Raw genomic sequence first — 25549 nt, 5'->3', positions numbered from 1 at the left:
GGTTTGACAGGTATAGAAAAAGCATGGGGGCGCTTTGCGCCCCTTTCGCGACACAAGGCCGCTTCCACAGAGACCGCGTAACCCGATGGCTAGTGCGGTTCCTGTGGGAGCGGCCTTGTGTCGCGAAAGGGCCGCAAAGCGGCCCCCGGATTTTGCAGGATTCTACCAGAACAACAGAAAGGTTTCAGTGCCCGCCGCCCGCACACACGGGCGAGGCCGGTGCAACGCCGACCTTGGCCCACTCTTCGGCGGTGTAGGTGTGGATGGCCAGGGCGTGGATCTCGCCCATCAGCTCACCCATGGTGGCGTACACCTTCTGGTGGCGCTTGACGCTGTTCAACCCGGCGAACTGCTCGCTGACGATCACGGCCTTGTAGTGGGTCTCCTGACCACGACTGTGCATGTGACTTTCGTTGAGCACTTCCAGGTGTTGCGGCGCCAGCGCGGCCAGTTGCTGTTCGATACGTTGTTGCATGGTCATTGCTGCGTACTCACTTCTTCGCTGGGGCGGCGGCCTTGCCTGCGTTCGGGTCCAGCTCTTTGGTCATGTCTTCCAGCAGCTTGTTCACCACCGGTACTGCGGGCTCCAGGCTCTGCTGGGTCAGCTGTGCCGACTGCTGGGTGACCTTGGGCATTTCACGTAGCACTTTCTTGCCCAGCGGCGATTCGTAGAACTTGACCAGGTCCTTCAGCTCCTGCTCGGTAAAGGTCCGGGTGTACAGGTCGACCATCTTCGGCTTCAGCTTGTTCCAGCCGATGGCGTTGTCCAGCGCGGCATTGGCCTTGGCCTGGTAGCTTTCCAGCACCGGCTGCTTGGCGGCCGGGGCCTTGGTCTGGGCGAAACGCTGGGCGAACATCTGCTGCACTTGCATGTACACCGGGGTGCCCAGCTTGTCGGCGTTGGCCAGGGTCAGGAATTTCTCGGCAGCAGCGTTGTGGCTGGCGGTGGCAGCGAGTACCTGGCCGCTGGCGCAAACCAGGGCAACGGCGGCACAAAGGACACGGAGACGGGTCATTGCATTTCCTTCAAAGAGAGGGAGGCGGGCACCTCAGAGTAGAGCATTCTGCGCCGTGGTGGCGATGTGCTCAAGTGGCACGACGAGCGACGGAACCGCTCGGTCGAATCAGGGCCTAAACTGCGATTTCGAACTACACAGGAGTGAGTACAGAATGAGCCGTATCGAGACAGACAGCCTGGGCCCGGTCGAAGTTCCGGAGAACGCCTACTGGGGTGCGCAGACCCAGCGTTCGCTGATCAACTTCGCCATTGGCAAGGAACGCATGCCCCTCGCGGTGTTGCACGCCCTGGCACTGATCAAGAAGGCCGCGGCGCGCGTCAACGACCGCAATGGCGACCTGCCGGCCGATATCGCTCGGCTGATCGAACAGGCCGCCGATGAAGTGCTGGCTGGCCAGCACGACGATCAGTTCCCGCTCGTCGTCTGGCAGACGGGCAGTGGCACCCAGAGCAACATGAACGTCAACGAGGTGATTGCCGGACGCGCCAACGAACTGGCCGGCAAAGGCCGTGGCGGCAAGGCGCCGGTGCACCCCAATGACCACGTCAACCGCTCGCAGAGCTCCAACGACTGCTTCCCCACCGCCATGCACATTGCGGCAGCCCAGGCGGTGCAGGAAAAGCTGCTGCCGGCCGTCACCGAACTGTCTTCAGGGCTGGCCGAGCTGTCGATGCGTCACCACCAGCTGGTGAAAACCGGTCGCACACACATGATGGACGCCACGCCGATTACCTTCGGCCAGGAAGTGTCGGCCTTCGTCGCCCAGCTCGATTACGCCCAGCGCGCCATCCGCGCTACCCTGCCGGCGGTGTGCGAACTGGCCCAAGGCGGCACTGCCGTGGGTACCGGGCTGAACGCCCCGCAGGGGTTTGCCGAGGCCATCGCTGCCGAGCTGGCGGCGCTGTCCGGCCTGCCGTTCATCACCGCGCCGAACAAGTTCGCCGCCCTCGCCGGCCACGAACCGCTGACCAGCCTGGCGGGCGCCCTGAAAACCCTGGCCGTGGCCTTGATGAAAATTGCCAACGACCTGCGCCTGCTGGGTTCCGGCCCGCGCGCCGGCCTGGCCGAGGTGCGCCTGCCGGCCAACGAGCCCGGCAGCTCGATCATGCCGGGCAAGGTCAACCCCACCCAGTGCGAGGCGCTGTCGATGCTGGCCTGCCAGGTGCTGGGCAACGACGCGGCCATCGGCTTTGCCGCCAGCCAGGGGCATTTGCAGCTGAATGTGTTCAAGCCGGTGATCATCCATAACCTGCTGCAATCCATCGAGTTGCTGGCCGATGGTTGCCGCAACTTCCAGCAGCATTGCGTGGCGGGTATCGAGCCGGATGCCGAGCAGATGGCCGCGCACCTGGAGCGCGGGTTGATGCTGGTGACGGCGCTGAACCCGCATATTGGCTATGACAAGGCGGCGGAAATTGCCAAGAAGGCTTACAGCGAGGGCACGACCTTGCGCGAGGCGGCCTTGGCGTTGAAGTACCTGACCAATGAGCAGTTCGACCAGTGGGTGCGGCCGGAGAACATGCTGGCGCCAGGCGGCAAGGGCTGACTGCTCTGTAGCCTGTACCGGCCCTTTCGCGGGTGAACCCGCGCCTACGACGAGCGGCGATCCATGGTAGGAGCGGGTTCACCCGCGAAAGGGCCGGTACAGGCAATCGACAGACCTAGTGTGGTGTTTTGCAAATACGGCCAATAACTCGCGAGCGATTTTTGCGCTCAAGCAAGGCGTCGCGACGAGTCGTAGCCCAGCTACGGCGAGGAGCGACAACGCCGCATGAGCGCAAAAAGCGCCGCGCGTTATGGTCGTTATTTGTGAAACACCACACTAGGCCAACCGCGCCCGGCGGGCCCGCCAACCCGCCACCAGCGACGGCCCAAGCGCCACCAGCGCCGAACCGAACACCACCGTGACCGCCCCCACATAGCCCAGGGCATTGATGTCCTCGGCATGCACATACTCAGGCCAAACCAACGCCGCCAGCGCCACCGCAACGAAGGTCACCAGCGGGGTCAGCGCCAGCGTGGCACTTACACGTGAGGCCTCCCAGTGCGCCAGTGCTTCGGCAAACGCGCCGTATGCCACCAGGGTATTCAGGCAACAGGCCAGCAGCAGCCAGCCTTGCACCGGGGTCAGTTGCAAGGCCTCCAGCGGGTGCACCCAAGGTGTCAGCAACGCAGCGCAGCTGAGGTAGATCACCATCATCACCTGCTGCGAGTGCCACACGGTCAGCAATTGCTTCTGGCTCAGGGCGTAGAACACCCAGATGCTGGTCGCCAGCAAAATGGTCAACACGCCGGTGGTGTAGGTACCCAGCGAAGTCAGCAGCTCTTCCAGGCGCTGGTTGAAGAACAGGCCAAACCCTGCCAGCAGCACCAACAGGCCCACGCCCTGCCCCACACTGAAGCGCTCGCGGAACACGAACACGCTGGCCACCAGCAACAGCACCGGGCCGATCTGTACCACCAGTTGTGCGGTGCCTGGGCTAAGCAGTTTGAGACCGATCAGGTAGAGCACGTAGTTGCCCATCAGGCCGAGCACGGCCACCAGCACCAGGCCCTTGCCCTTGGGCGCCAGTTTACGCATGGACGGCAAACGCCCCTGAGCCGCCAGCCAGGCGAACAGCAGGCTGCCGGAGACCAGCAGGCGGTACCAGGTGACAGTGATCGGGTCGACCACTTGCAATACCTGCTTGAGCTTGATCGGCAAGATGCCCCAGAGCAGCGCCGTCAGAAGTGCCAGGAACAGCCCATAGCCCCAGCGGCCAGAAGTGGTGTGCATAAAATCCTCGATCAAGCCCGTGGTGGGGGTTGTTGAATTCTACGGGGTTGGAGGACGGGGACGGTGGAGAGTGCCGAGAAAAGAATTCATCAGGTCATTCTTTTGGGGCATGGCTGGGGGGAGGTGTTGCCTGTTCTGGCCCTTTCGCGGGTAAACCCGCTCCTACAAGGGATCGCGTCCCCCTGTAGGAGCGGGTTTACCCGCGAAAGGGCCAGAACAGGCAACATCACCGTCGGCTATTTTTTGTGCTTGGCAAACGCCGCTTCCAGCGCCTGGTTGATGGTGCGCACCACCTTCACCCGCGCCCAGCGCTTGTCATTGGCCTCTACCAGCGTCCAAGGGGCAATCTCGCTGCTGGTGCGGTCGACCATGTCGCCCACCGCCTGGGAGTATTCGTCCCACTTGTCGCGGTTGCGCCAGTCATCCTCGGTGATCTTGTAGCGTTTGAACGGAATTTGCTCACGCTCTTCGAAGCGCTCCAGTTGGGTCTGCTGGTCGATCGCCAGCCAGAACTTGACCACCACCACGCCGGCATCCACCAACTGCTCTTCAAAGTCGTTGATCTCGCTGTAGGCACGCATCCAGTCAGCGGGGCTGCAGAAGCCTTCCACCCGCTCCACCAGCACCCGGCCATACCAGGAACGGTCGAAGATGGTGAACTTGCCCCGTGCCGGGATGTGCCGCCAGAACCGCCACAGGTACGGCTGGGCGCGCTCTTCTTCGGTCGGCGCGGCAATCGGCACTATACGGTACTGCCGCGGGTCCAGCGCTGCCGCCACGCGGCGGATGGCGCCCCCCTTGCCGGCGGCGTCATTACCTTCGAACACCGCCACCAGGGCGTGCCGGCGCATGCGCTTGTCACGCAGCAGGCCGGCCAGACGGGCCTGTTCGGTGATCAACTGTTCCTGATAGTCGGCCTTGTCCAGGCGCAAGGTCATGTCCAGGGCGCCAAGCAGGCTGCGGTCGTCGATGCTGTGGCCCAGCGGGGCCACGTTGCCCTGGTGCTTGCCCTTGGGATTATTGGCCAGCGCGGCTTGCAGGCTTTCCAGCAGAATGCGCCCCACCGCCAGGCTGCGGTAATTCGGGTCTACCCCTTCGATGATGTGCCATGGCGCATAGTCGCGGCTGGTGCGGCGCAGCACGCGCTCACCAAAGCGCACGAAGCGGTCGTAGGTTTGCGACTGCTGCCAATCCAGCGGGCTGATCTTCCAGCTGTGCAGCGGGTCGTCCTTGAGCGATTTCAGCCGTGCCTTCATCTGCTTCTTGGACAGGTGGAACCAGAACTTGATGATCAGCGCACCTTCATCGCACAGCATCTCCTCCAGGCGCTCGGCACCGGTAATGGCCTGATCGAGCACGGCATCCTTGAACACCCCGTGCACCCGTCCCTGCAGCATCTGGCTGTACCAGTTGCCAAAGAACACACCCATCCGCCCCTTGGGTGGCAAGGCCCGCCAATAGCGCCAGGCGGGTGGGCGGGCCAGCTCTTCGTCGGTCTGCTGGTCGAAGGTGAGCACATCGATCATGCGCGGGTCCATCCACTCGTTGAGCAGTTTTACCGTCTCACCCTTGCCGGCGCCTTCAATGCCGTTGATCAGCACGATCACCGGAAACCGCGCCTGCTGCTTGAGTTCGTACTGGGCTTCGAGCAGGGCCTCGCGTAAAGCGGGTACCTCGGCGTCGTAAGCCTCCTTGTCGATGCTGTGGCCGATTTCGGCAGATTCGAACATGCACTGGCTCCTTCAATGGATAAACAAGACTAGCGGATTTCATTTCGGCCTGTGCGGGCCTCTTCACCAATGAACGCGCTCCCACAGCTCAGCCGGATGGCATAAAATCCCGCCATCCGCTGCAACCGAGCCCACCATGCCCACCCTCCTCCAGCACGCCCAGATCGACTGGGACGACCAGGGCCGCCCCCATTCGCGGCACTATGACGACGTCTATTTCGCAGTCAACGAAGGCATCGAAGAAACCAAGCACGTGTTCCTCGGCCAGACCCGCCTGGCCGAACGTTTTGCCCACCTGGCGCCGCATGCCTGCACGGTGATCGGCGAAACCGGTTTTGGCACCGGCATGAATTTTTTCTGCGCCTGGCAGCTGTTCGACCAGCACGCACACAGCGACGCGCGCCTGCACTTCGTCAGCGTCGAGAAGTACCCCCTCGACCAGGCCGACATGGCCCGCGCAGTGCGCCTGTGGCCTGAACTGGCCGCCTATACCGAGCCACTGCTGGAGCAATACGTGGCGGTGCACCCGGGTTTTCAGCAGTTCACCTTCGCCGGTGGCAGGGTCACCCTGACCCTGTTGATAGGCGATGTGCTGGAACAGCTGCCGCAACTCGATGCGCAGATCGATGTGTGGTTCCTCGACGGCTTCGCCCCCGCCAAGAACCCCGACATGTGGACCCCGGAGCTGTTTGCGCAACTGGCGCGGCTATCGCATCCGGGCACGGTGCTGGGCACCTTCACCACCACCGGCTGGGTACGCCGCAGCCTGGTGGAAGCCGGCTTCGCCATGAAGAAGGTGCCAGGCATCGGCAAGAAGTGGGAGGTGATGAGCGGCGCCTACGTCGGCCCCCTGTCCGGCCCATGCGCGCCTTGGTACGCGCGCCCCGCGGTGACACAGGGGCCGCGCGAGGCGCTGGTGATCGGTGCCGGACTTGCCGGCAGCAGCAGCGCCGCCAGCCTGGCCCGGCGCGGCTGGCAGGTTACCGTGCTGGAGCGCCACGAAGCCCCCGCCCAGGAGGCTTCGGGCAACCCGCAAGGGGTGCTGTACCTCAAGCTGTCTGCCCATGGCACCGCGCTCTCGCAGATGATCCTGTCCGGGTTCGGCTACACCCGGCGTCAGCTGCAGCGCTTGCAGCGTGGCCGTGACTGGGATGCCTGCGGGGTGCTGCAACTGGCCTTCGACAGCAAGGAGGCCGAACGCCAGGGCAAGCTGGCTGCCGCCTTCGACCCCGGCTTGCTGCACTGCCTGGCGCGCGCCGAGGCCGAAGCCATCGCCGGCGTGGCGTTGCCTGGCGGCGGGTTGTTCTACCCCGAAGGTGGCTGGGTGCACCCGCCAGCGCTGTGCCAACAGCAGTTGCAGCACCCTGGTATTCGCGTGGTGACCCACCAGGACGTGCTCGAACTGCGCAAAGTGGATGAGCATTGGCAAGCCTGGGCTGGCGACCAGCTGTTAGCCCGCGCTCCAGTGGTGGTCCTGGCCGGTGCGGCGGATGTGCTGCGCTTCGAACCTTGCGCGCAGTTACCACTCAAGCGCATCCGTGGGCAGATCACCCGCTTGCCGGCCACCGCCAGCAGCCAGGCACTGCGCACCGTGGTGTGCGCGGAAGGCTATGTGGCACCGCCACGCGAGGGTGAACATACACTGGGCGCCAGTTTTGACTTCCATAGCGAAGACCTTGCACCGACGGTGGCCGAGCACCAGGGCAACCTGGCGCTGCTGGACGAAATTTCCGTCGATCTGGCGCAACGGCTGGCTGTGGCTGAACTGGACCCCGAGCAATTGCAGGGACGTGCTGCGTTCCGTTGCACCAGCCCGGATTACCTGCCGATCGTCGGGCCCATCGCCGACGCGCAGGCGTTTGCCGAAGCCTATGCAGTACTGGGCCGGGATGCGCGGCAAGTACCGGATGTGCCCTGCCCTTGGCTGGGCGGGTTGTATGTGAACAGCGGGCATGGCTCACGCGGGTTGATAACAGCGCCCTTGAGCGGCGAGCTGGTGGCGGCCTGGGTATGTGGCGAACCGCTGCCATTGCCGCGGGCAGTGGCGCAGGCGTGTCATCCGAACCGGTTTGGATTGCGCCGGTTGATCCGGGGGAAATGATTGCATCGGGTTGCCTGCCCGTCCACATATAACCAAACATTCTAAAACTCTCGAAAAGCACATAGGTCAGTTCCTTAAGGTGCCCTAATCCGGGGCATCACCTCCCCAACGGAAAAACCGGTAAGGACTTTATGTGCGGATTAGCAGGAGAGTTACGTTTCACCCCCATCGACCAAGCCCCTCGCCCAGCCGACCTGGCTGCGGTAGAGCGCATTACCCATCACCTGGCCCCGCGTGGCCCGGATGCCTGGGGCTTCCATAGCCAGGGGCCGATTGCCCTTGGCCACCGGCGGTTGAAGATCATGGACCTGTCCGACGGCTCGGCGCAGCCGATGGTCGACAATACGCTGGGCCTGTCGCTGGCCTTCAACGGTGCCATCTACAACTTCCCCGAACTGCGCGAGGAATTGCAGGCGCTGGGCTACAGCTTCTGGTCCGACGGCGACACTGAGGTGCTGCTCAAGGGCTACCACGCCTGGGGCGCGGCGCTGCTGCCCAAGCTCAACGGCATGTTTGCCCTGGCCATCTGGGAGCGCGACAACCAGCGCCTGTTCCTGGCCCGCGACCGCCTGGGCGTCAAACCCCTGTACCTGTCGCGCAACGGCGAGCGCCTGTGCTTTGCCTCGACCCTGCCGGCACTGCTCAAGGGCGGCGACATCGACCCGATGCTCGACCCCGTGGCCCTCAACCACTACCTGAACTTCCACGCCGTGGTACCGGCACCGCGCACCCTGCTGGCCAACGTGCAGAAGCTGGAGCCCGGCACCTGGATGCGCATCGACCGCCATGGCGAAGTGGAACGCCAGACCTGGTGGCAGCTGAAGTACGGCCCCCACCCCGACGAGCGTGAACTTGATCTGGAAGGCTGGACCACCCGCGTACTCGACGCCACCCGCGACGCCGTAGCCATCCGCCAGCGGGCAGCCGTCGATGTGGGTGTGTTGCTGTCCGGCGGTGTCGATTCCAGCCTGCTGGTCGGCTTGCTGCGCGAAGTGGGCGTTGACGACCTGTCGACCTTCTCCATCGGCTTTGAAGATGCCGGCGGCGAGCGTGGCGACGAGTTCCAGTATTCGGACCTGATCGCCAAACACTACGGCACCCGTCACCACCAGTTGCGCATTGCCGAACACGAAATCATCGACCAACTGCCGGCCGCCTTCCGCGCCATGAGCGAGCCGATGGTCAGCCACGACTGCATCGCCTTCTACCTGCTGTCGCGGGAAGTGGCCAAACACTGCAAAGGCGTACAGAGCGGCCAGGGTGCCGATGAGCTGTTCGCCGGTTACCACTGGTACCCGCAGGTGGACGGCGCCGACGATGCCTATGCGGCCTACCGTGAGGCGTTCTTCGACCGCAGCCACGCCGAATACCGCGACACCGTGCAGGCCCCCTGGCTGCTGGAAACCGACGCTGCCGGCGACTTCGTGCGCGAACACTTCGCGCGCCCCGGCGCACCGGCTGCCGTGGACAAGGCCCTGCGCCTGGACAGTACCGTGATGCTGGTCGACGACCCGGTCAAGCGGGTGGACAACATGACCATGGCCTGGGGCCTGGAGGCGCGTACGCCGTTCCTTGATTACCGCCTGGTGGAACTGTCGGCACGCATTCCCGCACGCTTCAAGCTGCCCGACGGCGGCAAGCAGGTGCTAAAGCAGGCAGCGCGACGGGTGATCCCGCATGAGGTGATTGACCGCAAGAAGGGTTACTTCCCGGTACCGGGCCTGAAGCATCTGGAAGGTGCCACCTTGGGCTGGGTACGCGAACTGTTGACCGACCCCAGCCAGGACCGAGGGTTGTTCAACCCGGCCATGCTCGACCGCCTGCTGAGCAACCCACACGGCCAGCTGACGCCATTGCGCGGTTCCAAGCTGTGGCAACTGGCGGCGCTGAACCTGTGGCTGAGCGAACAAGGAATCTGACCGATGAAAGCCCATGAAATCGCTTATGGTCAGCGCCTGCTGCGCGGCCAAGCGCCGTCCTACGAGCGCCTGCAAGCGCGCCTGGCCGGCGACGGCAGCCAGCCCCACGACCAGCCGCGTGCCGTGCACTGCGGCTGGGGCCGGCTGTTGATAGGCCACACCTACCCCGACCCGGCTTCCCTGGCCGAGGATCTGCTCGACGAGCACCCGGGCGAACGCGACATCGCCCTGTACGTGGCCGCACCGCAGCAGGTGCTGGCCCAGGCCCCCCAGCAGCTGTTCCTCGACCCGTCCGACACCCTGCGCCTGTGGTTCACCGACTACCGCCCGGCGCAGCGGGTATTTCGCGGCTTCCGCGTGCGCCGGGCACAGAACCCCGCCGACTGGCAGGCGATCAACACGCTGTACCAGGCGCGCGGGATGCTCCCCGTCGACGCCGCGCTGCTTACCCCCCGGCACTTGGGTGGCCCGGTGTACTGGCTGGCAGAGGACGAAGACAGCGGCGCGGTTATCGGCAGCGTCATGGGCCTGAACCACACCAAGGCGTTCGATGACCCCGAGCATGGCAGCAGCCTGTGGTGCCTGGCGGTGGACCCACACTGCACCCGCCCCGGCGTGGGTGAAGTGCTGGTGCGCCACCTGATCGAACACTTCATGAGCCGTGGCCTGGCCTACCTGGACCTGTCGGTGCTGCACGACAACCGCCAGGCCAAGCGCCTGTACCAGAAACTGGGTTTTCGCAACCTGCCCACCTTCGCAGTCAAGCGCAAGAACGGTATCAACGAGCAACTGTTCCTCGGGCCTGGCCCGCAAGCCGACCTCAACCCCTACGCTCGCATCATCGTCGACGAGGCGCTACGCCGGGGCATCGAAGTACAGGTCGATGACGCCGCTGGCGGCCTGTTCACCCTGAGCCTGGGCGGGCGGCGCATTCGCTGCCGGGAATCGCTCAGCGACCTGACCAGTGCCGTGACCATGACCCTGTGCCAGGACAAACGCCTGACCCAGCACGCCCTGCACAACGCTGGGCTGCAGGTGCCCGCACAACAGCTGGCGGGCAATGCCGATGACAACCTGGCGTTTCTGGAAGAGCATGGCGCGGTGGTGGTCAAGCCGGTCGATGGCGAGCAAGGCCAGGGCGTGGCGGTGAACCTGACCTGCATCGACGACATCACCCGTGCCGTGGCGCATGCCCGCCAGTTCGACAGCCGCGTGCTGCTGGAAAGCTTCCATGCCGGGTTCGACCTGCGCATCGTGGTGATCGGTTACGAGGTGGTGGCCGCGGCCATCCGCCACCCAGCGCAGGTGCTGGGCGACGGTAAGCACAGTGTGCGCCAGTTGATCGAAGCCCAGAGCCGTCGCCGCCAGGCCGCCACCGGTGGCGAAAGCCGCATTCCGCTGGACGACGAAACCGAGCGCACCTTGCGCGCAGCGGGCGTTGGCTATGACGACGTGTTGCCGACCGGCCAGCGCCTGGCCGTGCGGCGCACGGCCAACCTGCACACCGGCGGCACCCTGGAAGATGTCACCGAACGCCTGCACCCGGTGCTGGCCGATGCTGCCGTGCGGGCGGCACGGGCACTGGAAATTCCGGTGGTTGGGCTGGACTTCATGGTGCGCGATGCCGGGCAGCCGGAGTACGTGATCATCGAGGCCAACGAACGTGCTGGCCTGGCCAACCATGAACCGCAGCCCACGGCCGAGCGCTTTATCGACCTGCTGTTTCCCCATAGCCGGCCGTTGGCCTGACAACTGCTCGGCTTTTTGTGGGAGCGGCCTTGTGTCGCGAATGGGGTGCGAAGCGCCCCTAGGATCTCAGCTTCGCTGCCGATATTGCCGGGGCCGCTTTGCGGCCCTTTCGCGACACAAGGCCGCTCCCACAAGGACTGCGAAATTTTACCCCGACCGGAGGCCTGGACATGTCCGAACGACTCCCCGAACCCGATCTCGACTACCTCAAACGCGTGCTGCTGGAAATGCTCGCCATCCCCAGCCCCACCGGCTTCACCGACACCATCGTGCGCTACGTGGCCGAGCGCCTTGACGAACTGGGCATCCCCTTCGAGCTGACCCGCCGCGGCACCATCCGCGCCACGCTGAAGGGCCGGCAGACCTCGCCCGACCGCGCCGTCTCTGCCCACCTGGATACCATCGGCGCCAGCGTGCGCCAATTGCAGGACAATGGCCGCCTGGCCTTGGCGCCCGTCGGCTGCTGGTCCAGCCGTTTTGCCGAAGGCAGCCGGGTTAGCGTGTTCACCGATACCGGGGTATTCCGTGGCAGCGTGCTGCCGCTGATGGCCAGCGGGCATGCCTTCAACACGGCCATCGACCAAATGCCGATCAGCTGGGACCACGTGGAAGTGCGCCTGGATGCCTACTGCGCCACGCGCGCCGACTGTGAGGCACTGGGCGTGAGCATTGGTGATTTCGTGGCCTTCGACCCATTGCCCGAGTTCACCGAAAGCGGCCACATCAGCGCCCGCCACCTGGACGACAAGGCCGGTGTAGCGGCATTGCTGGCGGCACTGAAGGCTGTGGTGGAAAGCGGTCTCCAGCCGCTGATCGACTGCCACCCGCTGTTCACCATCACCGAGGAAACCGGCTCGGGCGCAGCCGGCGCCCTGCCTTGGGATGTCAGCGAGTTCGTCGGCATCGACATTGCCCCGGTGGCACCCGGCCAGGCGTCAAGCGAGCATGCGGTGAGTGTGGCCATGCAGGACTCGTCGGGGCCTTACGACTACCACCTGTCCCGACACCTGCTAAAACTGGCCGGCGACCATGACTTGCCGGTGCGGCGCGACCTGTTCCGCTACTACTTCAGCGATGCCCATTCGGCGGTGACTGCCGGGCACGATATTCGTACCGCGCTGGTGGCGTTCGGTTGCGATGCCACCCATGGTTACGAGCGCACCCATATCGACAGCCTGGCAGCGCTGAGCCGGTTGTTGTCAGCCTACCTGCTGAGCCCGCCCGTGTTTGCCAGCGACTCGCAGCCGGCCAATACGTCACTCGAGCGCTTCAGCCACCAGCTGGAGCATGATGCGCAGATGGAGAGCGACACGCGGGTACCGGCCGTGGACAGCCTGGTCGGAAACAAAGGCTAAACGCCCTTGGGGCTGCAAAGCGGCCCCAACACCTCGAATGTTTCGCGTAGCATGCCCATACCTATTTCAGACACCGCCCGACCATGCTGATCCCCTACGACCAATTGCAAGCCGAAACCCTGACCCGCCTGATCGAGGACTTCGTCACCCGCGACGGCACTGACAACGGCGACGACACCCCGCTGGAAACCCGCGTGCTGCGGGTACGCCAGGCATTGGCCAAAGGCCAGGCTTTCATCCTGTTCGACCTGGAAAGCCAGCAATGCCAGTTGCTGGCCAAGCATGATGTGCCCCGCGAGCTGCTCGAATAGCAGGTCAGGCCTCTTCAGGCCTTGCTCTGCTTGGACGCCTTGATGCGCTTGTAAACTTCGGCTCGATGCACCGGCACCTCACGCGGAGCAGCCACACCAAAGCGCACCACGCCGTCCCGGGTCTCTACCACCATGATCCGGATGTCATCGCCAATCACGATGACCTCCCCTACTTCGCGCCCTATTACCAGCATGTTCCGATCCTCCTGCGAAAGGGAAAACCGGAGCCTGCCTCGTAGGTATTCAGCTACTCAATAGCGCCACTACAATTCAGAAGCTTCTTACACTTTTGAGTAACTTCTCCTACAGACCAATCATCGCGACGGGGCTTTTGCCCGCATTTTCACCGCCATTTCGGCCATCTCGTCATACAGCCGCTCAGGGGCCTGGCGTTTCAGTTGCCAGGCCTGGCGCCCTGCTTCATGCGGCAGGATGAGAAACTCGCCTGCAGCGACCTGCTGATGGATATAGTCGGCAATGTCTGCCGCACTGATCGGCGAACCTTCGAGCAGCTTGCCCACCTGCGCCTTCATCGCCGGGTTCGGGCCGCGGAACGAGTCCAGCAGGTTGGTCTGGAAGAACGACGGGCACACCACGTGCACTGCCACCTCTACCTGACGCAACTCCACCAGCAGGCTTTCAGACAAGGCCAGCACACCGGCCTTGGCCACGTTGTAGTTGCTCATGCCCGGGCCCTGCATCAGTGCGGCCATCGAGGCGACGTTGATAATGCGCCCCTTGCTGCGCTCCAGCAGCGGCAGGAAGGCCTTGCAGCCCTTGACCACGCCCATCAGGTTGACCGCGATCTGCCAGTCCCAGTCTTCCAGTGACAGTTCGGCAAAGAAGCCGCCCGAAGCGACGCCTGCGTTGTTGACGATCACATCGACGCCACCGAACTTCTCTTCGCAGGCCTGGGCAAGGGCCGTCAGCTGGCTGTAGTCGCGCACGTCGCAGCGCTGGACGAAGCCGTCGCCACCGGCCTGGCGAGCCTGCTCCAGCGTTTCGCGCAGGCCGGTTTCGTTGACATCGGCCAATGCCAGGCGCCAGCCCTCACGCGCCCAGCGCAGGGCGATCTCGCGACCGAGGCCGGACCCGGCGCCGGTGATCATGATGCGTTTTTGCATGGTCGCAGGCCTTGTTTTGACAGGGAGTCCGGTGAGTCTAATCAAGGCGTCGCCATCCGGGAGGATTCATCAGGGCAGTGAATGGGCGGGCATGATTGGTAGACGGCTGCACGGGGATGGAATCTTTACCAACCCGCACCGGTCCGAATTATCGAGAGGCCAGCAATCTCAGGCTCTTGCCCCCTAATCACGCAAGGACTTTGACATGACCACGATCCTTATCATCATCCTGATTCTGCTGCTGATCGGTGGCTTACCGGTCTTCCCCCACTCGCGCAGCTGGGGCTATGGCCCTTCCGGCATAATCGGCGTGGTGTTGGTGATTCTGTTGGTATTACTGTTGCTTGGGATGATATGACGCGCTGCGGATAGCCACTTCAAACAGTCACGTGAGGTGAATGGCAAGCGGGTCACACCACCCGGTTGCCATTCTACAGGTTCGCATCAAACACCATTGTCACGACGGCCTGATACTCGATACCAGGCAACATGTCCTGTTTCTGGGTGTGGCCGCGAGGGTATACATGGAAATGCAACTGCCCTTCGCTGCCGGTCACACCCTCTGGCGGGACTTCCAGGCTCATGGCGTTCTCAGCTCCGCCAAAGGACATGGCCTGCCGATAGAGCGAACGGCCATTGTAGGAAACCCCTGGCAAGGTCATGGCCAGGTACAGCGGTATGCCATGGCCCTTGGCCGACCGTAGATTGCACGTGCTATCCAGCCCGGTGCTGCACAGCGCCCAGACGTTGAATGGCCCACTGGCAGTCAGGCTGAAGCCCACGTCTTTTTCCAGTTTCTCTGCCACACCCCGCCCTCGGCTCCCATGCCCGTGCGCCTGCTGCGGCACCAGGACCACCTGCTCGGAACCCGGCTCAAAACGCACCTCAAGGTCATGCACCACCTCCAGTTCGACGTTGATCGCCACTGAATCGGCCGTGAGCCCAGCGACTGTTCGGCTCGAGCCCAGGCCTATATCCCTGTCGGGGCCTATCGAATAGACCACGCGCCCTCGGTACACGCCCGACTTCAAGCTCGCTGGCAAAGGCGTCTTCAGCTTGTAGCCCAGCGTAAGGTGACTCACATGGTAAGTGCTCGCATTCGCCGCGTTGAGGTTGGCCCAGCACCCGTTGCTGGCTGGCGACCACAGAAACAGGCGATGGGCCGCGCTCGCCAACGCAACCTGGCAACCACTCGAGTCCAGGCCCGTGCGCGCCGCAAGCGTCGGTGCCCCATCGTCCGAAGCTACCGCGCCGCCCAGGTGGGTAATGGCAAAGTCCATGCTGACTTGCTCGCCGGTCTTGTCACGGACCATCAGTAGCGCAGTTGGCTGGACAGGGGCCGAGAGGTAGAAGCCATCGGTGCCTTCGCCATCGACTGTTTTCGAGTATTCGACCCCCACATCCAGCAGATCCTGCAACGGATCGCCACAAAGCTGCGGCAACTGAGTACAGACAGGTGACGACCGGGGTGTCAGGTTTTCAAATTGCCGGGTCTCGCCGCGGTAACGCAGCTTGAGCGTAATGTCGGCCGCTTGCGCCCACGACGAACCCAACACGCCCGACAGCAGTACCAGCATTGCACACTTGCGAAACATGCCTCTACCTCTCACTCTGCCTTGAAGTTCATGGCTTTGCGCGCATCGCCTTCCACCAGTTCGAAGCGATATTCAAGCCCGGGCTTCTCGACGAATTCGCGCGTACGCCCGGGGCGAAGATGGTACTTGGCCGGAGGATCACACTCGTCCTGGACCAACACACAGGCCTCGACGTTGTCGAGCAGCACCGTTGCATTGCCCTCGTTGCGCACGGTCCATTTCCCACCGACGCGCTCGATCGAGGTCTGGTACCGCGTGGCAGCAGGCTTGGTAATCAAAATGGTGCCGTAGCCGGCCAGAAACTGCACACCGGCACTGAGTTCTTTGCGGTAAGCGTCAAGCTCCGTTTTATCCAGTGCGAAGCTGTCATCCTGTTCCGGCACCACCGGGACGAAGCGCAGCCGGTAGTAACGCTCCTGGTTCCGTTCACCGCGATACAGCAACCGCACGGCCTGCATGCCGCGTGCCGGGATGATCATCCGCGCCGGGCTGGCAACAACGCTGCGCTGGTCGAAGGGCAGCTCATCGATGTCCACCTCACGGGGTTCTGCCTGGCCGTCGTAGACCAACTCCACCACGCTGACTTTGACGAAGGCGGTACTGTCCCCCCGGTTGTAGACGCGTTTGGCATAGGTGCCCTTGCCAGGCTCGAGGTAGTCGTAGAGCGTGCCAACATCCAACTGTGGCCCGGCCTGGGCAAACCACGGCAACATCAGCGCAACGAACAACAAGGGTGACAAGTGAAATGTGAACCTGTGCATCTTCAACCTCTGTTTACTCAACATCCAATCCATCGACCCGGGAATCGGGCCCTCTACAGCGTCATGCCGAAAGCCGGCTCAGCCCACACTGGGCACACACCGCTGATCACCCACGATCAGCAGGTCATCCTCGCGATCAAAGTTGTCCGGCGTTAATGTCAGAAGGCAGTTGCCTGCCGTGCCATGGCGAATTTCCAGGGTGGGCCGTGACTCACTCATTTCCACGTTGAAATAGCCATCCGCCTCGACAACCGTGCGCCCGGCGTCATTGACCACATGCGCGCCGTGCAGTGGCTGGCCTTGCCCGTCGAGCAGCCGGCCAAACACAGTCACCGTTCGCATGACTTTCACTGCGTGGTACCCCACCCCACCGCGGTTGAGGTGATAGTCCACAGCGAGGGGTTGGATCTGTGCTGGCGGCACGTCCTTCGTGTCGAAGTCGAAACGCACATGGCCAGATTTGAACGCCGTCACCGGCACGATATTGCGCCCGGGGTGCAGCACTGCACTCATGCCCTGGCCATCGTTGGCGCGCAGCTTCACACCGTGCAGATCGCTTTCGACATCGATGATCAAGCCGGCTTCGAGCGGCAGGTTGCTGCCCCCCATGGCCAGCTTCCCGGCGCCCAGCGCCAGGGTGCTTTCCAGGTTGAGGCCACCGCTGAGGTTATTGTTGAAAGAGGAACTCTGGGCATAGGCATCGCCCTGCAGCGCCTGGCTATGGAACCGCCCATTGGCCGCCAGGCTGGTGCCATAGCCGTCGAGCGTCGCGCTGCCCCCCAGGCTGTGCACGGGGCCCAGGTCGACGTTCTGCCGATACCACAGCGAAGCGTAGGGGTCATTACCCCCCTCACGCGAGGCGCGGCTACCCACATCGACGCCAAGCTGCCTGCCATCGCGCTCAAGCTTCATGCTGACAGCAACGTTGACGCCGCGGCTGCGGACACCGGCGCTGCTGCGCGTTCCAGGCCTGTCGAAAAGTGACAGGCGAACACTGCTCTGATGCCCCCGCAGTTTCCCGTAGAACGCCCAGCTCAGGTCGGCACCCAGGCCGCTTGCCGAGCCCGCACTGTGTTCCAGGCGCAGCGTCGCTGAACTGCGCGAGGTTACCCGCTGGTTGATCGAAAAGGCGGTGCGGCTGCGCACTTGACGCTGTGACGTATCGTCACGACCGTTACTGCCAGGCTCCAGCCAGGTCTGGTTGTGGCTCAGCAACAACGAGCCCCAAGGGTGGGTATAGGTCAACTGCAGATCGCCGCCGTTGCCCAGGCCCTGGGTCTGATTGAGGCTGGCGTAAAGCTTGAACCGTTCATGCACGTCCCAGTCCAGCGAGGTACCCAACTGCAGGTCAGCATCGACCTGTTGCACTGACAACCCCAGCACCGCAGAAGGATGCACCAGGTAGTTGGAAAGGGCACCGAACACCGGGCTCTGTTCACGATTGCCATCCGAGTTGCTCAGCAGCTCGACCTGCTGGCCCAGGTACAGGTTGTAGCGCCAGCGGTTATCCATGTTCTGCCACCGGCTGGGCTTGTAGATGGACACTTCGCTGCGCGAGGTCTCCAGGCCGTCTTCGAGCAAACGCAGTTCCACATCGTAGATGCCGCCGGGCAATACCCGCGTGTCGATCGCCTGCAAACCCGGCTGTACCGGCTGACTGTTGATCAGCGAGCCATTGCGGTAGATCTCCACGATACCGGGGCGGTTCGGCGTGACATAGACGGGGACAGCGCTGGCCTGGCCATTGTCGACCAGCAGGCTGTCACTGCTGCCCAGCATCAAGCCAAGCGTGCTATCAGGGCGGCGCCCGAGTAGCGCAGGCTGGCGCACCAGGCCTTGTGAGTCAGTGGAGAAGTAACCCAGCCGAAAGAAATGCGCTTCATGCAGGCTCTGCGCGTAAAGCTGGTTCATGCGGTAACGCATATCGCCTTGCTCAGCTGGGGTGCGTTCCACGCGTGCATCGGCAAGCGTCGTCCAGTTATGCAGGTTGCCCTGACCGAGCAGGCCGATTCTGCCCGTGGTCTGATTGCCATCATTGACCAGGTTGAGCTGGTTACGCAGCAGCAACCCCGCGTCGCTCTGCTCCGGAAGGTGGTGGAAGAGCGCGTCCTGCTCCCGCTTCTCGGCATTGGATGTAAGCAGTGACAACTGGGAATTGGCCAGGCTGTAATGGATAGCCTGCAACCCGTCCGGGCAGTTTTGCAGGCAGTCGCCCAGCATGCGCCCGCCCTCCAGGCGCTGTTGCCATAACTGCCTGAGTGTGGCCGGCTCTGCGCTCTGCTCAGTGTCGGTAAACGCCAGCAACTGCACACGGTTATCACGGCTCAGCACCACCATGGCATCGCCGAGGTAGCGCTGATCCAGTTCCACTCGCACGGCAAGTGGCACATCGAAAAAGTGCGCCTCGAAGTCTTCAGGCAAACGCCCGAATGTATTCAGGTCAATGGCACTGGACGCGCGCTCGGCCAACACTTCGAGGGGCAAAAGGCAGGCAGCACCCAGCAGCCAGACAGCGAGTGCACGGCCGGGTGCAGCAAACTGGAACATGATTCAATCCACTTCAACACCTGCCCCTACACTGGTAAATATCCAGTAAGCTGAGGCAGGCGGCACTGCTTCAATCAAAGGCTGGTGGAGGAAGTCTCAAACAACACGCTCACTGTCCCGGCATACTCACCCTTTACATAACCTTTCTCAGGCTTTATGGCGTTAAACGTAATGGGAAGATCGTTGCCGACTTTAGCATCTTCCGCGCTCATGACCTCCGTGGGCGTCAACGCCAACTTTTTACCCCCAACAGAGATGACAAGATCAATCCTCTGGTCGGTTTGTGGGTCTTGCAGCGCCGCTGTGTTCAGCAGGTGGGCCTGAATAGCGCCGACATCACTCTGTGCCGTGAACTTTTCATTGACCGCCTTGAAGTCTTCGCGCTCCGGTTCATATTCAAGGGTCACGCCTTTCTCCAGCCAGTCCCCTACGGGGGCCACTGAAAAATCATTCCCGGGAATGATCGCCGTCACTGAAATATTCTGGCTGATCGGCTCAGGGGCGGACGCGACAGCGGCACCGGCAAACAATGCAAGGAACGGGACAGCCAATACATAGGGTTTCACATCAAACTTCCTTTAACGGTTGCACATAAAATAGCGGGCACCCGGGGGCACCCGAATGAAATTGCGGTTCAGGGCGCCCCTGTTTCAAACATCAAGGTGGCTTGCGTGACGTAGGTGCCGGGCATGCGAGTCGACGACGCTTCCGCCATCGGATAGAACCTGAATTGAATGTTTTTTCCCTGAGCGGCTTCAGCAGCACTGACGATTTCAACCGGTGCTGTGCCCATTTTTTTGCGATTCAACATGATGTGGTATCGACGGGGCGCTTCTGCACCGCCTACCCGGGTGAACCGATAATCCGAACGGTCTGTTTTCGCGTAAATTGGGCCGTAGGTACTTTTTACAAACACCTCTTTTTCAATTTGCTTGAAGACGCCCCGGTCCGGGTCATATTCAGCCTGAAGTACGCCCTCCCACCAACTGTCAACCGAGCTCACCTGAAACTCTGGTACCGACACGACAGCCTGGACACTGATATCCTGCGGTATTTCCTTCGCCCCGGCAGCGCCCGCCACGCCAAGGAGAGCGAAGGTGATCAAACAGCGTAACTTCATTGAACATTCCCCAAATGTGCCGGCATCTATAGAGCCCTTACGACATGAGGAAACTTTATGGGCAGAGCCTCACTCTGTATGTAGGTTGTTTCTGACGGCATAAAATAAAAACGCCCCGACAGGCGGGGCGTTTTTCAGTGCAGGGGATTGACGTTAGTGCGAGACCGCCCCGCTGGCACCCAGGCCAGTCTGCGAACGCACGAACTGCGGGAAGAACAGCGCGCGCTCATCCTCAGCCGCCTTGGACTTGTCGGTGACCGAGAAGAACCAGATGCTGACGAAGGCAATGGCCATCGAGAACAGCGCCGGGTACTCGTACGGGTAGATGGCCTTCTCGTGGCCGAGAATCTGTACCCAGATGGTCGGGCCAAGGATCATCAGCGTCACCGCACTCACCAGGCCCAGCCAGCCGCCGATCATGGCGCCGCGGGTGGTCAGCTTCTTCCAGTACATCGAAAGCAGCAGTACCGGGAAGTTGCAGCTGGCCGCAATGGAGAACGCCAGGCCGACCATGAAGGCGATGTTCTGCTTCTCGAACAGAATCCCCAGGCCGATCGCCAGCACACCCAGGGCAACAGTGGTGATCTTCGATACGCGGATCTCGTCCTTGTCGTTGGCTTTGCCCTTGCGCCAGACGCTGGCGTACAGGTCGTGGGACACCGCCGAGGCACCGGCCAGGGTCAGGCCAGCCACCACCGCCAGGATGGTGGCAAAGGCCACCGCCGAGATGAAGCCGAGGAACACACTGCCACCCACCGCATTGGCCAGGTGCACCGCAGCCATGTTGTTGCCACCCAGCAGAGCGCCTGCGGCGTCCTTGAATTCCGGGTTGGTGCTAACCAGCAGGATTGCGCCAAAGCCAATGATGAAGGTGAGGATGTAGAAGTAGCCGATGAAGCCGGTGGCATACAGCACGCTCTTGCGCGCTTCCTTGGCGTCACTGACGGTGAAGAAGCGCATCAGGATGTGCGGCAGGCCGGCAGTACCGAACATCAGTGCCAGGCCCAGGGAGAATGCCGAGATCGGGTCCTTGACCAGGCCGCCAGGGCTCATGATCGCCTCGCCCTTGGCGTGTACCTTGATGGCTTCGGAGAACAGCGTGTTGAAGTCAAAGCCCACGTGCTTCATGACCATCAGCGCCATGAAACTGGCACCGGACAGCAGCAGTACAGCCTTGATGATCTGTACCCAGGTGGTGGCCAGCATGCCGCCGAACAGCACGTACAGGCACATCAGGATACCCACCAGGATCACCGCCACATGGTAGTCCAGACCGAACAGCAGCTCGATCAGCTTGCCGGCGCCGACCATCTGCGCGATCAGGTAGAACGCCACCACCACCAGCGAACCGGAGGCCGACAGGGTGCGAATTTCCTTTTGCCCGAGGCGGTACGAGGCCACGTCGGCAAAAGTGTACTTGCCCAGGTTGCGCAGGCGTTCGGCGATCAGGAAAAGAATGATCGGCCAGCCAACCAGGAAGCCGATCGAGTAGATCAGGCCGTCATAACCCGAGGTGAACACCAGCGCGGAAATACCCAGGAACGAGGCGGCCGACATGTAGTCGCCAGCAATCGCCAGGCCGTTCTGGAAGCCGGTGATCTTGCCGCCGGCAGCGTAGTAGTCCGATGCCGACTTGTTGCGTTTGGAGGCCCAGTAGGTGATGCCGAGGGTGAAGGCGACGAAGGCCACGAACATGGCGATGGCGGAAACGTTCAGCGGTTGTTTCTGCACCTCGCCGGTCAGGGCATCGGCGGCCCACACGGCGGGTGCGAAGGCTCCGCAGGCCAATACGGCCAGGGCTTTGGTTTGGCGAATCATTGTTGCGCCTCCTTCAGGATTTCCTTGTTCAGCTCATCGAATTCGCCGTTGGCGCGGCGCACGTAGATGGCGGTCAGGACGAATGCCGAAACGATCAGGCCGACGCCCAGGGGAATGCCCCAGGTAATCGATGACTCAGGGCTGAGCTTGGCGCCCAGCAAATGAGGACCGTAGGCGATCAGGAGGATGAAGGCGCAGTACAGGCCGAGCATGATCGCCGAGAGAATCCAGGCGAACCGTTCGCGTTTGGTGACCAGCTCCTTGAAACGGGGGCTGTTTTGTATCGAGAGGTAAATGCTGTCGTTCATTGTTTTTGTCCTAGCAGCACAGATACGGGATGGAACCCACACCCTTACTTTATGCTGCCGATGGACGCCAACCAGACGACCTTAGTCTTAGATGCAACGGTGTTTTACCGATTGCGTAACAAAGTGATGAGCCGTTCGCGGGTAAACCCGCTCCTGTAGGAGCGGGTTTACCCGCGAAGAAACCACATTGGCCCTGCAAAGTGATTACTTGCCAGTCCACTCCTTCACACGATCAGGGTGCTTGGCGACCCAGTCCTTGGCGGCCGCTTCAGGCTTGGCCCCTTCCTGAATCGCCAGCATCACCTCGCCAATCTCGTCCTTGGACTGCCAGTTGAACTTCTTCAGGAACTCCGCCACTTCCGGTGCCTTGGTGGCCAGTTCCTTGCTGCCGATGCTGTTCACGGTTTCTGCCGCGCCATATACGCCTTTCGGGTCTTCGAGGAACTTCAGCTTCCACTTGGCGAACATCCAGTGCGGAACCCAACCGGTCACCGCAATCGACTGCTGCTTGGCATAGGCACGGCCCAGTTCCGCAGTCATCGCCGCACCCGAGCTGGCCTGCAACTTGTAACTGGTCAGGCCATAGTCCTTGATCGCCTGGTCGGTCTTGAGCATCACACCGGAGCCTGCGTCGATGCCGACAATCCTGTCCTTGAAGCTGTTATCGGTCTTGAGGTCGGCAATGCTCACTGCCTTGACGTACTCGGGGACGATCAGGCCGATCTTGGCATCCTTGAAGTTCGGGCCGTAGTCGACCACGTTGTCCTTGTTCTTGGCCCAGTACTCACCATGGGTCACCGGCAACCAGGCCGACAACATGGCATCGAGCTTGCCAGTTGCCACACCCTGCCACATGATCCCCGTGGCCACGGCCTGCAACTTCACGTCATAGCCGAGTTTTTGCTTGATTACTTCGGCGGCCACGTTGGTGGTCGCCACGCTGTCGGCCCAACCATCCACGTAACCAATGCTTACTTCTTTGGCCATAGCCTGTGCAGCGCTCATGGCCATTACCAGGGCGGTGCCCACACCCAGGAAACGTCGCATTTTCTTCAAAGTTGCCATCAAAGCATCCCCTCGTCAGGTCTTGGAGATTGCATCATCTTCCTGCAACACAAGTCGACCTGATCCAGCTGCGACCTGCACCCGCCCCATATGCGACAGCACTATGCCATTAGCGCCATCGGCCTACCTCGGCCTGCGCGATCCTTGCATGCCAAAGGTTTGGCGCCGGGCTACTATCTAACCTTTTGTGCCAGACGATGGACCGCCACATGCCCAGTTGTAGCCGCTTGTCATTGCCGTTGTACCTGCTTGCCTGCCTGCTGGCCCTGCTCGGGCTGGGGGGGCTCTGGTACGGGCTGGGCAAGCCTGTGCACCTGCCCGATGCGGCCAGCCCTGCGCACAAGCTGCAATGCGCTTCATACACGCCGTTTGACAAAGACCAGTCGCCTTACGACCAGCCGTTTCGCCTGCGCCCAGCGCGGATGGACGCCGACCTGGCGTTACTGGCCGAGCGATTCCAGTGCATCCGCACCTATTCCATGAGCGGTCTTGAGGCAATCCCGGCGCTGGCACGCAAGCATGGGCTGAAGGTGATGCTGGGCGCCTGGGTGAACGCCCACCCGGCCGACACCGAGAAGGAAATCAACCTGCTGATCGCTGCTGCCAACGCCAACCCGGACGTGGTCAGCGCGGTGATCGTCGGCAATGAGACACTGTTGCGCAAGGAGGTGACCGGTGCCCACCTGGCCAAATTGATCGCGCGGGTGAAGCGCCAGGTCAAGGTGCCCGTAACCTACGCCGATGTCTGGGAGTTCTGGCTGCAGCACCCGCAGGTGGCCCCGGCCGTGGATTTCCTGACCATCCATCTGCTGCCCTACTGGGAGGACGACCCGCGTGGCATCGACGATGCCTTGGCCCACGTTGCCGATGTGCGCCGGGTGTTCGGCACACGCTTCGCGCCCAAGGACATACTGATTGGCGAAACCGGCTGGCCCAGCGAAGGCCGCCAACGCGAAACGGCGGTGCCCAGCCGGGTCAATGAGGCGCGCTTCATCCGTGGCTTCGTGGCCATGGCCGAGCGCAATGGCTGGCACTACAACCTGATCGAAGCCTTCGATCAGCCCTGGAAACGCGCCAATGAGGGCGCAGTGGGTGGTTACTGGGGGCTATACGACGCGGACCGGCAGGACAAGGGCGTGCTCGAAGGGCCCGTGAGCAACCTGCATGACTGGCCGCAGTGGTTGCTGGCCAGCACCGTGCTGATGGTGATCATGCTGGTGCTGGCCGGGCGCCCCGCTACCCCGATGGCCGCCTTGCTGCTGCCACTGCTGGCAGCGTTTGGCGCCGCTTGCCTGGGCCTGTGGGGCGAGTTGATGCGTACCCATGCGCGCTTTGCCGGGGAATGGTTGTGGGCACTGATGCTGGCCGGGCTGAACCTGCTGGTACTGGCCCACGCGCTGTTGGCGCTGGCGCGGCGGGCCGGCTGGCGTGAGCGCTTGTTCGCCTGGCTGCAGGTGCGAGCCGGCTGGCTGTTGCTGGCGGCGGGCTTTGCTGCGGCGGTAAGCATGCTGGCAATGGTGTTCGACCCGCGATACCGCAGCTTCCCCAGCGCGGCGCTGGCGTTGCCGGCGCTGGTGTATGCGCTGTGGCCGGTGCGGGCGCGGCGGGCGGAGGTAGCGTTGCTGGCGTTCATCGTCGGCGCCGGGGTGGCGCCGCAGTTGTTCGTGGAAGGTCTGGAGAACCAGCAAGCCTGGGGCTGGGCGGTGGTGAGTGTGCTGATGACGGCGGCGTTGTGGCGAAGCTTGCGGATGCGACAGGCTTGATACTGCATATCCCTCGAGCCCGGCGCGTACCTTGTGTGAGCAAGACAGTTGCTCCTACAAGGTACGCGCAGCTGCTTACAATGGGGGTTGCCTGACCAGGCGCAACCCCGCCAGTACCAGCGCAAACACCGCAATGCTGGCGGTGTACAGCACCAGCGCTGGCACCGCGAACACCAGTGCCAACACTGCCAGCCACCAGCCGGCACGCGCGGAAACGAACTGGGCCAGTAGCGCCAGGCCCAATCCGCCCCAGGCCATGACTTGATGGTGAATGCCCAACCCCAGCAGCGAACGCACCTCACACTGCCAATAGGCGGTCGGCACTGCGCACAACCCTACCCACTGGCCATCCTCCATCAGACCGTAACGCACGCCATAACTGGCCGCGAGCCACCCCCCCAGGAACAACAGCAACAGCGCCGTCGGCAGCGAACGAGACATCCTGTTCTCCAATAGCGGTAATCGAAAGCATCCATGATCGCTTATGC

23 protein-coding genes are annotated in these 25549 nt (G+C 62.6%); 8 read left to right on the top strand and 15 right to left on the bottom strand.

What is annotated here, in order from left to right; all coding sequences use genetic code 11:
• Positions 1-184: 184 nt before the first annotated feature.
• Entirely contained in the window at positions 185-481 is a 297-nt protein-coding gene (locus tag I8746_RS17065) for a BolA family transcriptional regulator (RefSeq protein WP_010952797.1), read from the bottom strand.
• Between the two features lie 10 nt (positions 482-491).
• Positions 492-1016 (bottom strand): DUF2059 domain-containing protein, encoded by a 525-nt coding sequence (locus tag I8746_RS17060; protein WP_010952796.1) that lies wholly within the window; start codon positions 1014-1016, stop codon positions 492-494.
• Between the two features lie 154 nt (positions 1017-1170).
• On the opposite strand from I8746_RS17060, the gene I8746_RS17055 reads away from it, so the two are divergent.
• Positions 1171-2565, top strand: coding sequence for a class II fumarate hydratase (locus I8746_RS17055; protein WP_012053394.1), 1395 nt, complete (start codon positions 1171-1173; stop codon positions 2563-2565).
• A gap of 276 nt (positions 2566-2841) precedes the next feature.
• Here I8746_RS17055 and I8746_RS17050 read toward each other — a convergent pair whose 3' ends face one another.
• On the bottom strand, positions 2842-3795 hold the full coding sequence (locus I8746_RS17050; protein ID WP_221100859.1) for a DMT family transporter: 954 nt from the start codon (positions 3793-3795) through the stop codon (positions 2842-2844).
• A gap of 236 nt (positions 3796-4031) precedes the next feature.
• Positions 4032-5525, bottom strand: a complete 1494-nt coding sequence (pap, locus tag I8746_RS17045; protein ID WP_014754195.1) for a polyphosphate:AMP phosphotransferase — start codon at positions 5523-5525, stop codon at positions 4032-4034.
• A 136-nt stretch (positions 5526-5661) separates the two neighbouring features.
• Between pap and mnmC the strand changes: the two genes are divergently transcribed.
• The 5 genes from mnmC to I8746_RS17020 all read left to right on the top strand — a co-directional run bounded on the left by mnmC (position 5662) and on the right by I8746_RS17020 (position 12960).
• Positions 5662-7626 (top strand): bifunctional tRNA (5-methylaminomethyl-2-thiouridine)(34)-methyltransferase MnmD/FAD-dependent 5-carboxymethylaminomethyl-2-thiouridine(34) oxidoreductase MnmC, encoded by a 1965-nt coding sequence (gene mnmC, locus I8746_RS17040; protein WP_088513601.1) that lies wholly within the window; start codon positions 5662-5664, stop codon positions 7624-7626.
• Between the two features lie 131 nt (positions 7627-7757).
• Positions 7758-9545 (top strand): N-acetylglutaminylglutamine amidotransferase, encoded by a 1788-nt coding sequence (locus I8746_RS17035; protein ID WP_221100858.1) that lies wholly within the window; start codon positions 7758-7760, stop codon positions 9543-9545.
• A 3-nt stretch (positions 9546-9548) separates the two neighbouring features.
• Positions 9549-11294, top strand: a complete 1746-nt coding sequence (gene ngg, locus I8746_RS17030; RefSeq protein WP_221100857.1) for an N-acetylglutaminylglutamine synthetase — start codon at positions 9549-9551, stop codon at positions 11292-11294.
• 170 nt (positions 11295-11464) lie between these two features.
• Complete coding sequence (locus I8746_RS17025; RefSeq protein WP_221100856.1) at positions 11465-12649, top strand: osmoprotectant NAGGN system M42 family peptidase; 1185 nt, start codon at positions 11465-11467, stop codon at positions 12647-12649.
• 83 nt (positions 12650-12732) lie between these two features.
• Positions 12733-12960 (top strand): YheU family protein, encoded by a 228-nt coding sequence (locus tag I8746_RS17020; protein ID WP_004575803.1) that lies wholly within the window; start codon positions 12733-12735, stop codon positions 12958-12960.
• A 14-nt stretch (positions 12961-12974) separates the two neighbouring features.
• Here the strand turns inward: I8746_RS17020 and csrA are convergent, their stop codons facing one another.
• On the bottom strand, positions 12975-13154 hold the full coding sequence (gene csrA / locus I8746_RS17015; protein ID WP_004575804.1) for a carbon storage regulator CsrA: 180 nt from the start codon (positions 13152-13154) through the stop codon (positions 12975-12977).
• 120 nt (positions 13155-13274) lie between these two features.
• A complete protein-coding gene (locus I8746_RS17010; RefSeq protein WP_004575805.1) occupies positions 13275-14084 on the bottom strand; it encodes an SDR family oxidoreductase in 810 nt (269 codons plus the stop codon).
• 205 nt (positions 14085-14289) lie between these two features.
• On the opposite strand from I8746_RS17010, the gene I8746_RS17005 reads away from it, so the two are divergent.
• Complete coding sequence (locus I8746_RS17005; protein ID WP_003252624.1) at positions 14290-14442, top strand: DUF3309 family protein; 153 nt, start codon at positions 14290-14292, stop codon at positions 14440-14442.
• 73 nt (positions 14443-14515) lie between these two features.
• On the opposite strand, the gene I8746_RS17000 is transcribed toward I8746_RS17005, so the two are convergent.
• The 8 genes from I8746_RS17000 to I8746_RS16965 all read right to left on the bottom strand — a co-directional run bounded on the left by I8746_RS17000 (position 14516) and on the right by I8746_RS16965 (position 23298).
• The gene (locus tag I8746_RS17000; RefSeq protein WP_012053402.1) at positions 14516-15679 is read right to left on the bottom strand and encodes a hypothetical protein; all 1164 of its coding nucleotides are present in this window, start codon (positions 15677-15679) and stop codon (positions 14516-14518) included.
• An 11-nt stretch (positions 15680-15690) separates the two neighbouring features.
• Positions 15691-16464, bottom strand: a complete 774-nt coding sequence (locus I8746_RS16995) for a molecular chaperone (protein WP_221100855.1) — start codon at positions 16462-16464, stop codon at positions 15691-15693.
• 54 nt (positions 16465-16518) lie between these two features.
• Positions 16519-18987 (bottom strand): CS1-pili formation C-terminal domain-containing protein, encoded by a 2469-nt coding sequence (locus I8746_RS16990; protein ID WP_014754200.1) that lies wholly within the window; start codon positions 18985-18987, stop codon positions 16519-16521.
• Between the two features lie 74 nt (positions 18988-19061).
• Positions 19062-19553: a CS1 type fimbrial major subunit gene (locus I8746_RS16985; RefSeq protein ID WP_004575809.1), complete on the bottom strand. Its 492-nt coding sequence runs from the start codon at positions 19551-19553 to the stop codon at positions 19062-19064.
• A gap of 68 nt (positions 19554-19621) precedes the next feature.
• Positions 19622-20107, bottom strand: coding sequence for a hypothetical protein (locus I8746_RS16980; RefSeq protein ID WP_004575810.1), 486 nt, complete (start codon positions 20105-20107; stop codon positions 19622-19624).
• A gap of 153 nt (positions 20108-20260) precedes the next feature.
• On the bottom strand, positions 20261-21925 hold the full coding sequence (locus I8746_RS16975) for a cation acetate symporter (RefSeq protein ID WP_012053405.1): 1665 nt from the start codon (positions 21923-21925) through the stop codon (positions 20261-20263).
• Positions 21922-22233 carry a DUF485 domain-containing protein gene (locus tag I8746_RS16970; protein WP_003252591.1) on the bottom strand — a complete coding sequence of 104 codons (312 nt, stop codon included), beginning with the start codon at positions 22231-22233 and terminating at the stop codon, positions 21922-21924. The genes I8746_RS16975 and I8746_RS16970 overlap by 4 nt, the downstream gene beginning before the upstream one ends.
• A gap of 204 nt (positions 22234-22437) precedes the next feature.
• Complete coding sequence (locus I8746_RS16965) at positions 22438-23298, bottom strand: glycine betaine ABC transporter substrate-binding protein (RefSeq protein ID WP_003252589.1); 861 nt, start codon at positions 23296-23298, stop codon at positions 22438-22440.
• Between the two features lie 197 nt (positions 23299-23495).
• Between I8746_RS16965 and I8746_RS16960 the strand changes: the two genes are divergently transcribed.
• Entirely contained in the window at positions 23496-25061 is a 1566-nt protein-coding gene (locus I8746_RS16960; protein ID WP_221100854.1) for a beta (1-6) glucans synthase, read from the top strand.
• 75 nt (positions 25062-25136) lie between these two features.
• Here I8746_RS16960 and I8746_RS16955 read toward each other — a convergent pair whose 3' ends face one another.
• The gene (locus I8746_RS16955) at positions 25137-25502 is read right to left on the bottom strand and encodes a hypothetical protein (protein ID WP_014592050.1); all 366 of its coding nucleotides are present in this window, start codon (positions 25500-25502) and stop codon (positions 25137-25139) included.
• Between the last annotated feature and the right edge of the window lie 47 nt (positions 25503-25549).

This window comes from Pseudomonas sp. USTB-Z (genome assembly GCF_019691255.1).
GTDB classification, from domain to species: domain Bacteria; phylum Pseudomonadota; class Gammaproteobacteria; order Pseudomonadales; family Pseudomonadaceae; genus Aquipseudomonas; species Aquipseudomonas alloputida.
This window is presented reverse-complemented; position numbering and strand designations above follow the sequence as displayed.